The following is a 14,333-nucleotide window of genomic DNA, read 5'->3' on the forward strand; positions in this document are numbered from 1 at the left end:
ATTAAGGGCAGGAAACTCAATATCTATTAATTGTTCCGCCAGCCTCTTCAATCAGCTGTTTTACACAGGTACATGCCATTTCGGCTTACGCAGCACATCGCCTAATACCGCGAAAGTTTCCATCTAAATCAGATCCAGTTTGTACTCCCAAAAAGACTCGATTTACACTCGAACTCCATTCAATATACCTCTGTTTTGATCTATGAGGCCTATCTCTTTAAAGATAGTACCTTTTTTATTCAATCTAAGTTTGTTCAAAAAAACCGTAATTCACAAAACATGGGTTCAACAGAATTAACCTCTCCTTCTCTTTTCTTCACTTACTTTTTACAAGAATGCTTAACTATCTTATCCTTTCCTTCTCCCTTCATGTCCCAAATCATGATTTATTTTTTCAAAGATCATAGCTCAGATAGGACAAAAATAATTGAAATTATTAGCTTCAATAGCTATATTTGATAAAGTAATAGAAGAAAGTGACTGAAGAGACTTACAGCGCTATTTATGGAGGATTGAGCATTTTGAAGTTAGGACCTCGTGTCATTAAAACAGGAATTGCTGTTACATTGGCCTTATATATATGTTCGGTATTAAATCTTGAATCCGCAGTCTTTGCGGGAATTGCTGCCATTTTTACGATTCAGCCGTCTATTTACCGTACATGGAAACAAGTATGGAACCAAGCTCAAACCAATGTTTTAGGTGCGATTTTCGCCTTCCTGGGATTATATTTTCTTGGTAACGACCCATTTTCTATTGGTCTTGTCATCATTATTCTGATTTCGATTAGTTTGAAGTTAAAAATGGGAGAGACGATTTCATTAACGGTTGTAACGGTGTTAGCGATTATGAGTGCACCAGGAAACGATTGGCTCTTTGCCTTGAACCGTTTTATTGTTACCTTTATTGGAATGGCAACCGCATTATTGGTGAATATTTTTGTCTACCCGCCAAACTATAAGAAGAATTACGTAAACAAAATCAATGATATTTTCAGGGATTTCTCTATATTGATGAAAACAGCTATCTCTGACGAAATGACAGAAAAGTCATTTAAGGAGCAAATGGAACAATTAGAGAATGATATTTTTCTTTTAGAAGAACAATTTATGTTATTTGATGAAGAACGCGAAAAATTGTCTAAGTTAAATAATATGGATGTACGTGAAATCGTTGTATTTAAGCAAATGTTTAAATCACTCCAAAAGGGATTTATGGTCTTGGAGGATATTGATTCGATTTATTTTACTAGCAAGCCGACATCTAAAGAAAATCAGCTCTTTGATCAACACCTCGAGTATCTCATCAAATATCATGAGCTATTTCTATTAAAATATGATGGGAAAATAAAAATGGATTCTCCTTCATTAGAAGATGAATTTATGAAAAAAACAGAGCTGTTTTTAGAAGAAGTAATGCAATCCTATCATGAAGATCATAAAATCCAAATGACCGTCATTGGGGCTTCTATTTATCATTATGCCTTTCAATTGGACAGATTGAATACGTTAGTAGAACAATATAGGAAGAAATCACAATAAAAAAGAAGTTATAGGAAAGGAGTAGCTAGTCTATATTCTGCTACTCCTTTTGTATTACCAGGTTTAACCTGCTCTCTTTTATTTAAATGTTCCAGGCTAGCTTAGGACATTGTAGGTCTCCCATTTTCATACGGCTTTAAAATCCCATATAAGGTTTCGATAACCGGAACCTCAACCTGGTGTTTGGCAGCCAACCGCAGCGCCCCTCCATGTAAATGCTCGACTTCGATTGGAAGCCCTTTTCTCAAATCTTGATGCATGGAAGATGTCGCTTCTTTTTTGAAACTTATTAATGTTTTTCCTACCGACTCTATTTCTTGATCTGTTAAAATTATCCCCTCTTGTTCAGCTAGCATTGTCATTTCAAGGATTACTCTTTTTGCAGTAGCGAATGTAGCGTCTGAACTTACGATAAAACCTGACGGCAGCTGCATGGCTGAAGTAATTCCTGAAAATGCCGTAATAAATATGTACTTTTTCCACATAGATTTTAAAATATTTTCTTCCCTTACCAACTTCGTTTTAACTTGACTCAGTAGCACTTCTAACTGCACGCTTATTTCGGTTTGCTGTTCATGCAGAATCCCAAATTTAAAAGTACTGCTTCCACTTGTATGTTCCACATGTCCTAGTTCATTTAACGTGGCAATGATAGAGGCAAATCCGCCTAGCACTTTTTCTTTTCCGATGGCCTGCTGTAGTTTGTCTATATGTTCGATACCATTTAACAAAGGCAGCACAAACGACGTACCTGTCTGTTGAACAATCGTTTGAACCTGAGGGATCACCTCGTCGAGATGATAGCCTTTGACAGCAAGTATGACTAAGTCTATATTTCTCACTTCTTCAGGCGATGTAAAAATAGTTATATCCCTTCCTTCAAAGGTTCCCTCGGGGCTGTTTATTTTTAAACCTTCCTTTGTTAATTGAGCAGCCCGTTTTTCTCTGACAAAAAATGAAACATTTTGACCTGCTTCTAGCATCCTTCCACCAAAATATACACCTAATGCTCCTGCACCTACTACTAAAATATTCATAAAACTATCGCCCCCTTGTCTATTACTATCATTCTACTATCCAAGTTGATGGGGGTAAACTCGAAATACATAGAAAAAAGCTCCCCATACTACATTATGGGTCTTGGCGTTGCTTTCGTCCCAAAGTCAGAATTGAGATAGTTGAAAAAAGAAGAACTCATTCATTTTTACAATGGTCAATGGATTGCCCCATTTAACATGGTCATACTTTCAGTTTACCCTGGTTTTCACACTTTTTTATTTATTGTTTCATATGATGCATAAATGTAAACGCCCAGGAGGTGCTTGAATGATTATCCATGTGGTGAGCGTTGGCGAGTCACTTTGGCAAATTGCTAACCGCTATGCTGTAAATATGAACTCGATTGTACAATTAAATGGGCTGCCAGACCCCAATCGATTATTAGTTGGGCAATCGCTACTGATACCTAAGCCAGGAACCTCTCACATTATTAAATATGGAGATACTCTATGGTCTATTTCACAGCAATATGGTTTGACAATCCAAGCAATTGTCCAATCCAACCAATTAACGAATCCCAATGTTCTATATCCAGGAACCAAGCTTTTTATCCCAGCAATTACTCACATTGTCTCTCCCGGGGAAACATTAGCGCAAATCGCAAGACGGTATCGTACAACTGTGCAAAGAATTATGGAAGAAAATCAAATTGCTAATCCAAACCTGATTTATCCTGGAACGGTTCTAGTTATTCCAAGAGCAAAACCAACTATCGAGGTGAATGCCTACACATATCAAACAAATGATGCGGCAATCGCCACCCTCAATGAAATTGGTCATCTTCTTACTTATTTTAGCCCCTTTGCCTATATGATTCGGGAAGATGGAACCTTGCAGCAGATGAATGATAAACCAATGGTGGATGCCGCTATTTCTAAAAATATTACACCCATGTTATCAATCACGAACTTTACTTCCACACAAGCTGGATCGAATTTAGCAAATGTGATTTTAGCTAATCCCGCATTGAGAGAAAAATTGATTAATAACGCTATTCAAATCATGGATACCAAAGACTATAAAGTGTTAAACATTGATTTCGAAAATGTATTACCCGCTGATCGCGAGAATTATAATCAATTTTTACAATTGGCTGTGGACCGTCTCCATCCTAAGGGATATTTAGTGTCCACTGCCCTTGCACCTAAGGTGAGTGCAACTCAAGGCGGCCTGTTATATGAAGCACATGATTATGAGGCACACGGGAGAATTGCCGATTTCGTGGTGCTGATGACCTATGAATGGGGATATCGAAAAGGGCCACCGCAAGCCATCTCACCGATTAATCAAATGAGAAGAGTTGTCGAATATGCCTTAACAGTCATGCCGGCTGAAAAAATCTTTTTAGGCTTCCAAATTTATGCACGGGATTGGTTGCTACCGCATGTTCAGGGGCAAGAAGCCGAAACCTTTAGTCCGCAGGAGGCTATCAGCAGAGCACTTAAATATGGTGCCGCCATTCAATACGATACAACGGCCCAATCACCATTCTTCCGCTATGTAGATGAACAAGGCCGTGGCCATGAAGTATGGTTTGAAGATGCCAGAAGTGCTCAAGCCAAGTTCGACTTGGTCAAACAATATAACCTTCGTGGTGTAAGTTACTGGGCACTTGGCTACCCATATCCACAAAATTGGGCATTGTTGAATGACAATTTCACGATAAAAAAATAAAACGGTCAAAAATGAGAGTTGGCATTTTATGCCAAACTCTCTTTTTTAATCATAAAACATGTTTTAATTAGATAAAATTTTTTATAAAAGTATAGCCCCCTATCTTTTTTACATTCATCGCATTGGACCGTGGGAAGATTACTTCCATATGAATGAATATATAACTGAGACTATTAGGTATTTATTTCCGTATAATAATAGAAAGCCATAAATTAGTGAAAGGAGAGGAATAGTATTATGTTTGAAATTAAATTAGAAAAATTGAATGATAGATTAATTATTAAATGGCAACTAACAAAAATAGAAATTCCTATTTCTGATATTTTAGAAGTGACACAAGATGATACATACTACGGCGGTGGGGCTAAGGATTCTATTCGAATTGGTTTTCCTAATGGAACTGCCGATAGAATAGTTATTATAACTAAGTCCGACACTTATGTTTTGTTTACGAATGTAGATGCTATTAAGAAGAAAGTATTATCATTTGTTAAAAATTAATTTCTTATGGTGTTCCCCGCTAAATGGTTCTACAACAAGTGGAGACACTTTTTCTTATTCTACTAACGGTGCAAGATTCTTCAAGAAGAAAATATTTTAGTATAAAGGGAATTTATTAGAAAAAATGGTATAATTGAACAGTCAAAAAACGAATTGATATTATTTTTGACAATCGTGGTTAGAGGAGGCGGTCATTATGACAAACCAAAGAATGGTTAGTAAGAATGAGTACAAGGGGAAAACGACTATTTAAAATGTATGTAGCGTTTCCCCAATTTGAGAGGGGAAAATTATGAGTATTGAAAATGTGAAAATCGTAGAATTAAAAGCAGAAAACTGGTATGACTGTTGTGTATTAGAAGTATCCGCAGAACAAAAGGAATACATTGAACCCAATGCTATATCCATAGCTCAGTCAAAGTTTGAGTCTACATTAAAGCCATATGCTATTTATGCTGAAGAGAAAGTGGTTGGCTTTTTGATGTACAATTCTGTTCAAGCAGAACTTGATGGTTATTGGATATATCGAATAATGGTCGATAAGGAATTCCAAGGCAAGGGTATAGGCAAAGCTGCAACTACGTTAATGATTTCAGAGATGGCTAAATTACCGAATGCTAAAAAAATTGTTGTAGGTTATCATCCTGAAAATTTAGGAGCACATAATCTTTACATGAGTTTGGGATTCATAGATAATGGTGATCGGTTCGGCAAGGAAATGGCCGTTATAAAAAATATAAACGAATGATAGATCAATAGAATAACTCAATAAGCCTTCGAAATTAAAACGGTGTGTAGCCCAAGTTCATAAGAGCTGGGCTATTTTTTATCCATTTTCACTTTACATATTTAGCTGTAATTTATGTTTTACTCTAGGAAACAGATCCCCGGTATTCTTTGGGGGTACATAATTTAATTTTAATAAAATTACGATTAAATGAACGGATGTTTTCATATCCAGAAAGATGCGCAATTTCGGTAATCGGTTTTTCAGAAGTACTTAGTAAATAGCAAGCATAGTTAATCCTAGTTTCATTTAAAAAATCTACAAAAGACGTATTCACATGGGTATTAAAATATTTCGATAAATAATTGTAACTGTAGCCTAATGAACGAGCAATACTGTGTAAAGAAATGGACTCGGTAAAGTGTTCCTGTATGTAGGATAAAATAGAATGAAGCAAATCTGGTTCCTTTTTTGCTTCAACCAGGCTGGTTTGTTGAATGAGCTCAGATAATAGTAAATAAAGACTACCTTTTTGTTCTAGTAGATTGGAATGACTGGAAAAAAGAGATTTAAAAATAAGTGCTTGTGCTTCTAATGAAAGGTTGAAAACTGGGTTTTCCAGGGATCTCTTTTCAATCATTTTTTGAAAAGTTGGCACATAGTCAGGAGAAAAAAGACAAAGTCTAGCTCGAGATTGTGTTTTTGTCAAAATAGAATGAATTTCATAAGGTAATATGAGTAAGAATTGTCCAGCCTCCAATTGAAAACATCTTTCACTTATAGTGACTTCCATTTCCCCTTCCACGATAAAAATCAATTCAAAACAACGGTGTAGATGACTTGGGAAGTTTAGGTTGGTTGATTGATAGGTTGTGAATAAATCAAAATGTTTCGATTCGTATAGTAACATTTTAATATTTCCCTCTTCTAAAAAGATAAATTTTGTCTAGTATTTTATAAGTTTTTTCTTGTTGTGTCAATCCATAACATGATACATTTACCATTAATTAGAAGCTTACAATCTATTTAAAGGAGAGTTTGTATGGAAAAAGTCGGAATTGGCATGGTCGGATATAAATTTATGGGGAAAGCACATAGTCATGCATACCGGGATCTTCCTCTCTTTTTCCCGGACACCGTTCATCCCGAAATGAAGGTGATTTGTGGCCGTGACCCTGAAGGTGTAGCGACTGCAGCCAAACAATTTGGCTGGGAGGAATATACAACGGATTGGAGAACTCTCCTAGACAGAGACGATATTGATTTAATAGATATAAATGCGCCAAGCGATGTCCATAAACAAATCACGATTGCTGCTGCACTAGCAGGCAAACATGTATTTTGTGAAAAACCATTAGCGCTTACACTGGAGGACTCTAGAGAAATGCTTCGTGTCGTTGAAGAGGCTGGAGTTAAGCACATGGTTGGGTTTAATTACCGCTTCGCCCCTGCCGTCATGCTCGCTAAAAAGCTTGTTGACGAAGGACGACTTGGCAAAATCTATCATTTTCGAGCGTGGTTTTTACAAGATTGGCTCGTCGATGAAAACTTCCCGTTAGCGTGGAGACTTCAGAAGGAAATCGCAGGTTCAGGTTCTCATGGAGATCTTGGTGCACACCTGATCGACTTAGCGCACTATCTCATTGGGGATATTAGCGAAGTCATTGGAATGAACGAGACATTTATTAAAGAAAGACCCATTCCTACTCACATGACTGGTCTAACAGCAAAAGGCAGCGATACGAATGAAAAAGGAGAAGTAACGGTGGATGACGCTACCCTCTTCTTGGCACGATTTGCAAATGGAACGCTAGGGAGCTTTGAAGCTACTCGTTTTGCTGCCGGACACCGCTGTACGAATTCGTTTGAAATCAATGGTAGTAAAGGGAGTGTCATCTTTGACTTTGAACGGATGAATGAACTGCAAGTTTATTTCGTTGATGACAAAGAAGATGTACAAGGTTTCCGCCGTGTCTTAGCGACTGACCCTCCGCATGCGTTTGCGCAAAACTGGTGGCCGCCTGGTCATACAATTGGCTATGAACATACATTCATTCATGAAGTGGTGGAACTAATGGAGTCTTTCCGGGAAAACCGACAGCCCGTTCCAAACTTCCGTGATGGCGTCAAGTGCCAGGAGGTTTTAGAAGCGGTTGATTTATCGATTGAAAAACGGCAATGGATTCGAATTTGTGGTGTCTAATAAAAAAACAATCAAAGGAGTGCGTTTGCTATGACAAAAAAGGCATTAATCGTTTGGGGCGGCTGGGATGGCCATCAGCCAAAACAAGTAGCTGAAATCTTTAAAGGAATTCTTGAGGAAGAAAACTTTCAAGTAGAAGTATCCAATTCACTTGACTCATACGCCGACAAAGAAAAGCTGATGGAATTAGACCTAATTATCCCTCACTGGACCATGGGAGAAATTGAAAAAAAATATGTTCTCAATATTTCCGAAGCCGTGGCTTCTGGTGTCGGCTTAGCCGGCTGCCATGGGGGCATGTGTGATTCTTTCCGAAATAACGTGGATTGGCAGTTTATGACGGGTGGTAATTGGGTGGCCCATCCCGGAAATGATGGAGTTGAATATATGGTCAACATTAAGCATTCCTCAAGTCCATTACTAGAAGGTCTTTCTGATTTTAAAGTGGTAAGTGAGCAATATTACCTTCATTATGACCCCGCTGTTGAAGTGTTAGCGACAACGCGCTTCCCAGTATTTCACGGTCCACATGCAACGAATAAAGCTGTTGAAATGCCTGTTGTTTGGACAAAACGCTGGGGCTTCGGCAATGTGTTTTATAGTTCACTCGGTCATCAAGCCAACATTATTGCCATGCCGGAAGTGTCGCTCATCATGCGCCGCGGATTCCTTTGGGCTGCTGAAGGTAAGACTCGCTCTAAAGAATTAGATGTTGAGTCGATTTATGGAAATGTGCGAACCTATACAGGAATGGGCGACAGTCAATAATCAGACGATGAACGCTAGATAGCAATTTTTATAAATAATCATTTGGAGGTCCTTTATGGAAAAGCTTAAAATCGGTATCATTGGTTGTGGAAACATTAGTTCTATTTATTTAGAAAACTGTAAGAAATTCCCTCACCTCGAGCTTATTGCCTGTGCTGACCTAGATCTAGAGCGTGCCCAGTCCCAAGCGGAGAAGTTTGGGGTTCCTAAAGCGTTGTCAGTAGATGAGCTGCTTTCTGACCCAGATATTCAACTCGTGATCAATTTAACAATTCCAAAAGCACATGCCGCTGTCTGTATCCAAGCACTTGAAGCCGGAAAGCATGTTTATACAGAAAAACCACTTGCTGTGACTCGTGAGGAAGGAAAACAAATTTTAGAAACTGCCAAGAAGAAAAATCTCCTTGTTGGCAGTGCTCCGGACACTTTCTTAGGTGCTGGTATTCAAACGGCGATCCATATCATTGAACAAGGTGAAATTGGTGAACCCATTGGAGCTTCTGCCTTCATGATTTGCCGAGGACACGAGCATTGGCATCCAGACCCTTCCTTCTATTATGATTTTGGCGGCGGACCTATGTTTGATATGGGACCCTATTATTTAACAGCATTAGTAGCCCTCTTAGGACCAATAAAACGAATTTCTGGATCTACACGTATTAGTTATCCAGAACGGACCGTGCTTAGCCAGCCTAAAGCAGGTACTAAAATCGAAGTAAAGATTCCTACACACATCTCAGGTGTCATTGATTTTGCTTCGGGGGTAATCGGTAATATTACAACAAGCTTTGATGCTTTTGGCGGGACATCCCTGCCTCCCATTGAAATATACGGCAGTGAAGGAACGTTACTTGTTCCTGATCCCAATACATTCGGGGGCCCTGTAAAAATAAGAAAACGGGATGAAGCTGAATTTAAAGAGGTCCCTCTTGCCTATGGCTACCTCGAAAACAGTCGAGGACTAGGTGTGGCGGATATGGCCAAAGCTATTCTTAAAGGAAGGAATTATCGGGCAAATGGGGAATTAGCGTATCATGTATTAGAAGCGATGCATGGATTCCATGATTCCTCGGATCGTGGTCAGCACTATAACATGGAAAGTACGTGCAGCCGTCCAGAATCAGTACCTTATGAGTTGGAGGTGAAGTAGTTTCCAATCTGAACTAAACATACACATAGCCACCGAAAATTGCCTTTTTTACATATTAAGCGCCTCCTTATGGGAATGCGCTTTTTCTGTTCTACTTAGCCATTATAATGTCGAGACACTAACAATCCGACTCTGCCTTTGCCTAATTTATTTCAATGTATTTATCTACTCGAAGAATGAAAAACTAAGTGCAATTTTAATAGAGGTTCTCGATGTAATATCAAAAGGCAGCCTCATGGTGTGAGAACAGCCCTTTTTTACATTATAGTTTTTTTGAATCCATGGTATCCAACGTTTCAAGGAAATTAACAAAAGCCTTCACAACATTCCATTCCAAGGATTCCTTATGGTAATACATCCATGTTCTGCGTAAGATAGGGCTTCCTTTAGAATCAGTTAATACAATCTTATATAAATCATCTACATCATTTAAAATACGACTGGATAAGAAGCCGTATCCTAATCCATTTATAACCATTTCCTTACAAGTATCAACCTGGTCCACTTCTATACTAATAAAAGGAGACTGTGAATAGTTTTCTGCCCACCAATTATCAATTAATGATTTTAATAAGAAATCTCCGTTATAGTCAATTCTTGGGAGATTAGGCAAATCAACAATATCGATTATTTCCCTCGAAGTAACAGAAACAGTTTCTTCATATAATAAATGTTTCTTCAGTCCTCTAGAGCTATAGTCGCCACGAACAAAACCAATATGAACATCCTTATTGTGTATAAGCTTCGTAACATCTTTGCTCCAGCCCGAAATCACTTTAAATTCTACATGAGGATATTGATTTCTAAATAATTTCAATATATGGGGCAGTTCATAATTAGCAAAAAAGTTAGATACACCCAATTTTAATGTCCCTACGACTTCATTTCCAAACGTTTCATTCATATTCCTAACATGCTCTTTAATTTTATTATATTGAGCAATGATATCGTCGGCACACTGAACTAGATATTCACCTTGTGGGGTAAAATGAACCCCTCTACTTTCACGAGTTACTATTTTGACACCTAATTCTTCCTGCATGTGCTTTAAGCGGTTGGTTAATGCAGGTTGTGTGATAAACAAAAGCCGTGCTGCTTTTGTAAGATTCTTCTGACTATAGAGGACCTTCAGTATTTCCCAATCGCGATAATCCACTATTACCACCCATTTTTTCCCATATAAAAGATTTTTATATGACATTATAATTTTTTAGCATTTTATATATCTCCATTATTGCATTATCATTAATCAGGAGCAATTAATAATTACTTATTCAACCCCCTGGATTACGTTCAACACAACATATGGCATCTTCAACCATATTTATTGATATCTTGCTGGCAGTCCAGAATTATTTAGAAAATAGGAGGAAAATTTATGTGGATTATAACTCGCTATTTAAATTCAAACATTTCTCAGTTTGAATTTAAAACAGAAGATGAAGCAAGAGAGGCTCTAAAAAACATGAAGGACGGCTGTAATATACTCTCTGAGGTTGTATATTTCAATGATCCTTGTTTTCAAGTAGCTTAAAATATTTTTATCTCACTAAAGGATTAAAGGTGACATCCCACGTATGCTATTACTAGGAGATTCCCTAAAAATAAGAGCCTATTATTAGTAGGCTCTTATTTTTATATAGTTTCCCCCCTGAAGGGAGCTTGAAAGCAACGGGGGAATTATCGGAGAGACCGTATGGCTGGATTAAAGTATCCGTAACGATTTCAAAGTTGTTTTGATTTTGTCTAAATCATTATTAGGAGTTTTTGATAATTCTCTTATCAAGACATCGCAAATTAGGTCAAGATTATGACGGGGACCTAATTCAACTTTAAAAAAGCGACTTAGCTCAACAATTTCAGATTCATGATTGAATGGAAGTTTGTCACGTGAGGGAAGTAATAATTCAGCAGTACTATCACCGAATTTCCTGCTGATAGTTAAAATGCAGTGTGTGATATATGTAGAGATATTTGAGATCTTTTCTAGATTTAATTTTTCAAATGTATCTTTCGGAGTATGATAGTGAGGATCATGACCACATGTGAAAAATAGGTTGGGCTTCCTGTTAATATCAAAGATATAATTATCGGATAAATGAAATAATCTTCGGCTTCTTAACCGGTATATTTGAAGATCTTTCATTTGATTTTGTGTAAGATCAATGGATTTTGATAGTATTGGGGATGTATTTGCTCCAATCACAAATAAAGAGTTTTCACGGTCTTTTACACCTACAGAGTGACCACATAGATCTAAGATAAAAGCCCCAATAAAATGATCATAATTTAATTGTTTCTGACTATCGCGGTAAAAATGTATACTACCCATGCTTTTGGTCAAAAAGTATTTGTGCTCCTCCATATCAAAGATTGCTAGAACAATATTGATATTTAAGTTCGATGACTTTAATGAATCAAGCACAGACAGTAGTATACCGATGGCAGCAGCATTATCATTTGCCCCTGGACAGCCATTTACATGGTCATAGTGGGCTCCTAACAGCAGCCATTTATCATGGTGTCCCTTTCTTGTAGCAAGGAGATTTCGTCCAATCTTACCATCAAAAGCGGTATAGGTTTGTTCCCATTTCCCCGCTAATAATGGAGTTAACGACAACATCTCAAACTGTGCCAAGATAAGTCTTCTTGCAACATCATGCCCTTTTGTTCCTGGTACTCGCCCATTTAGGCTCGGATTGGATAACTTTTGGATGAATCTAATATATTCTTCTTTCAAAAAGTATCCCACCTTGAACTTATTTATTGAAATCCATAACTAAACAACAACTTTTATGTAAACAGACCTTATTTTTTGAGAAAGATTTGTTCTAATGTTTCGGCATTGTCTTTATCTAAAGTTCCATACCCATCTTTTTCATTATTACTAATAATTGTTGCTGTATCATTTTGATTGAACCAAATTTGATAAACAAATAATCTTTCAGGCATATTCTCATCATACTTAAAATATAATGTCGACTTTACATCTTCTTTTCTAGCCATTTTTGGTTCTGCATTTGGTTCCCACTTAACTTGTTTAAATACCGTTCTTAATACATCTACTGTTTCTTCATCCGTAATCATGAAAGCTTCTTCATAGCTTTCATCTGTATTAACTACTTCCACATCTACTCTGATAAGTTGATTAATTACATACTTTTTCGGAGAATTATTAGTACAGCCTATTAACAACATTACAAAAATGATAAGGATTATATTGTAGACACTTGTTTTTTTCAACATGCTAGAAATGTCATTAAAATTCACCTGAATTCTCCTTATCCATGAACAATTATCATTATCGTATTTTAGTTCTAAAATAATTTAAACAAATTGAATAGTATTAATATAGTATTAAAAGTATTAAATGATTGAAAGAACAATTGCCACGTTTTTCCCCTATGTACTCAAAAAAAGCATTTCTCCTTCTTGAAGAAATGCAGGCTGAAAAACTGAAGTAAAAAAAGAATTAATTCTTCCTCTTTTTTAAGTGTTTTACGATTAAATCAAGGTTTTCATCAATATAATTAAGCCTTTCCCTAGCAATGAGTGCCCATTCTGTATTTCCAGTCATCGCCGTAAAAAGATGTCTATACCCGGGAGAGTATTGGTTATAAAGGCGTGAAATAATAAAACCTGGTTTTGCTGATACCTCTTCTTTTCTGCTAATCTGTTCTATGTCTTTGTTTAACCATTCTGGAATCATTTTGGTTGATATATCGATGACTTTTTTATTATACATTTAACTTCCCCTACAATTTTTTAACATAACGAGTGTTTGGTCAATATCTCCTACTAGTAACCCTCCTTAAGAATATGAAATTTTCAAATAAAGATACAAAGTGTAAGCGTCATCAAATATATTCTATATAGATGATTAATATTCCTTTTAATCACCCAGTTTTAAGATTGCTTTGTCACAGCCCAATTTTCACATGCAAGAATAGCCTTTTGTTATTATCTGGAAAGGATCTTCACCATATAATCATAGAGATGTTTATTAATTATGATTTCTTTTTCAACCTTATAGCCAATCTGCTCGTATAGCTTTTTTGCATTCGGATTATCTTTAGCAACATTTAGAGAAATTCTTGAATACCCCTTTTGTAATGCTGTTTTTTCGACTTCCTTTAAAAGCATGGTTCCGATTCCATTGCCTCTAAACCGATTTTCAACACACACTGTGTCGATATAAAAATCCCCCTCATCAGCCTCCTTATCCAGGAGAATCAATTCATTCCTTTTTTTCTTTCTTAATCTTTTCAAAATAGGTTCGTCTAATCGAGGTGCAATCTCTCCCGGGTAAGTAATTACAATTCCTGCTACTTCTCCTAAGACATCTGCAACCATCGTATTTTGGTAACTAAGACGATTAATCTCTTCTCGAAAGAAATTTGCCAGCGTTTCACGAATATTTTCTTTCTTAGTTTGACCAGTTAGCTTCTCGGCAATATCATCAATTGCATAATGAATGAGATCCGCAGCTTTCTTGGCGTCCTTTTTCACTGCTCCCCGAAAATTAAGTTCTTGGGCAATAATCTCTTCCCAATTAATTCCATAGGAAGCACCACCATCCGTGTATCCTGCAATGAAATAAAAGTTTTCGCCAGAATCTTCCTCAAAATATTTGTTTTGTTTATCGCGTTTTGATTTACTCTTCAACTACATTCCCTCCGTACGGTTGCCCCATCTTTTGACTGAAAAAAA

15 protein-coding genes are annotated in these 14,333 nt (G+C 36.9%); 8 read left to right on the forward strand and 7 right to left on the reverse strand.

Annotated elements, in window-relative coordinates:
* The first annotated feature begins 521 nt into the window (after positions 1-521).
* Positions 522-1,541, forward strand: a complete 1,020-nt coding sequence (locus BANA01_RS16250) for an FUSC family protein (protein ID WP_063253875.1) — start codon at positions 522-524, stop codon at positions 1,539-1,541.
* Between the two features lie 101 nt (positions 1,542-1,642).
* On the opposite strand, the gene BANA01_RS16255 is transcribed toward BANA01_RS16250, so the two are convergent.
* Positions 1,643-2,578, reverse strand: coding sequence for a ketopantoate reductase family protein (locus tag BANA01_RS16255; protein WP_063253877.1), 936 nt, complete (start codon positions 2,576-2,578; stop codon positions 1,643-1,645).
* 289 nt (positions 2,579-2,867) lie between these two features.
* On the opposite strand from BANA01_RS16255, the gene BANA01_RS16260 reads away from it, so the two are divergent.
* The 3 genes from BANA01_RS16260 to BANA01_RS16270 all read left to right on the forward strand — a co-directional run bounded on the left by BANA01_RS16260 (position 2,868) and on the right by BANA01_RS16270 (position 5,523).
* A complete protein-coding gene (locus tag BANA01_RS16260) occupies positions 2,868-4,274 on the forward strand; it encodes a glycoside hydrolase family 18 protein (RefSeq protein WP_063253879.1) in 1,407 nt (468 codons plus the stop codon).
* A 237-nt stretch (positions 4,275-4,511) separates the two neighbouring features.
* Entirely contained in the window at positions 4,512-4,775 is a 264-nt protein-coding gene (locus BANA01_RS16265) for a SunI/YnzG family protein (protein ID WP_063253881.1), read from the forward strand.
* Between the two features lie 292 nt (positions 4,776-5,067).
* Positions 5,068-5,523: a GNAT family N-acetyltransferase gene (locus BANA01_RS16270; RefSeq protein WP_063253883.1), complete on the forward strand. Its 456-nt coding sequence runs from the start codon at positions 5,068-5,070 to the stop codon at positions 5,521-5,523.
* A 124-nt stretch (positions 5,524-5,647) separates the two neighbouring features.
* Here BANA01_RS16270 and BANA01_RS16275 read toward each other — a convergent pair whose 3' ends face one another.
* The gene (locus tag BANA01_RS16275; protein ID WP_063253884.1) at positions 5,648-6,412 is read right to left on the reverse strand and encodes a helix-turn-helix transcriptional regulator; all 765 of its coding nucleotides are present in this window, start codon (positions 6,410-6,412) and stop codon (positions 5,648-5,650) included.
* A gap of 132 nt (positions 6,413-6,544) precedes the next feature.
* On the opposite strand from BANA01_RS16275, the gene BANA01_RS16280 reads away from it, so the two are divergent.
* Genes BANA01_RS16280 through BANA01_RS16290 form a run of 3 tightly spaced genes read left to right on the forward strand, consistent with a single transcriptional unit; the run spans position 6,545 to position 9,623 of the window.
* Entirely contained in the window at positions 6,545-7,705 is a 1,161-nt protein-coding gene (locus BANA01_RS16280; protein WP_063253886.1) for a Gfo/Idh/MocA family protein, read from the forward strand.
* Between the two features lie 30 nt (positions 7,706-7,735).
* Positions 7,736-8,473: a ThuA domain-containing protein gene (locus BANA01_RS16285; protein WP_063253889.1), complete on the forward strand. Its 738-nt coding sequence runs from the start codon at positions 7,736-7,738 to the stop codon at positions 8,471-8,473.
* Between the two features lie 55 nt (positions 8,474-8,528).
* Complete coding sequence (locus tag BANA01_RS16290; protein WP_063253891.1) at positions 8,529-9,623, forward strand: Gfo/Idh/MocA family protein; 1,095 nt, start codon at positions 8,529-8,531, stop codon at positions 9,621-9,623.
* Between the two features lie 262 nt (positions 9,624-9,885).
* On the opposite strand, the gene BANA01_RS16295 is transcribed toward BANA01_RS16290, so the two are convergent.
* A complete protein-coding gene (locus tag BANA01_RS16295; protein WP_063253918.1) occupies positions 9,886-10,779 on the reverse strand; it encodes a LysR family transcriptional regulator in 894 nt (297 codons plus the stop codon).
* 222 nt (positions 10,780-11,001) lie between these two features.
* On the opposite strand from BANA01_RS16295, the gene BANA01_RS29945 reads away from it, so the two are divergent.
* Positions 11,002-11,157: a hypothetical protein gene (locus BANA01_RS29945; protein WP_169803705.1), complete on the forward strand. Its 156-nt coding sequence runs from the start codon at positions 11,002-11,004 to the stop codon at positions 11,155-11,157.
* Between the two features lie 171 nt (positions 11,158-11,328).
* Here the strand turns inward: BANA01_RS29945 and BANA01_RS16300 are convergent, their stop codons facing one another.
* The 4 genes from BANA01_RS16300 to BANA01_RS16315 all read right to left on the reverse strand — a co-directional run bounded on the left by BANA01_RS16300 (position 11,329) and on the right by BANA01_RS16315 (position 14,288).
* Positions 11,329-12,363, reverse strand: coding sequence for a M28 family metallopeptidase (locus BANA01_RS16300; protein ID WP_063253893.1), 1,035 nt, complete (start codon positions 12,361-12,363; stop codon positions 11,329-11,331).
* A gap of 68 nt (positions 12,364-12,431) precedes the next feature.
* The gene (locus tag BANA01_RS16305; RefSeq protein WP_063253895.1) at positions 12,432-12,893 is read right to left on the reverse strand and encodes a hypothetical protein; all 462 of its coding nucleotides are present in this window, start codon (positions 12,891-12,893) and stop codon (positions 12,432-12,434) included.
* 202 nt (positions 12,894-13,095) lie between these two features.
* Positions 13,096-13,368, reverse strand: a complete 273-nt coding sequence (locus BANA01_RS16310) for a hypothetical protein (protein WP_063253896.1) — start codon at positions 13,366-13,368, stop codon at positions 13,096-13,098.
* 215 nt (positions 13,369-13,583) lie between these two features.
* A complete protein-coding gene (locus BANA01_RS16315) occupies positions 13,584-14,288 on the reverse strand; it encodes a GNAT family N-acetyltransferase (protein WP_082799557.1) in 705 nt (234 codons plus the stop codon).
* Positions 14,289-14,333: the final 45 nt, after the last annotated feature.

It is taken from the genome of Neobacillus niacini NBRC 15566 (genome assembly GCF_001591505.1).
In the GTDB taxonomy this organism is placed as follows: domain Bacteria; phylum Bacillota; class Bacilli; order Bacillales; family Cytobacillaceae; genus Neobacillus; species Neobacillus niacini.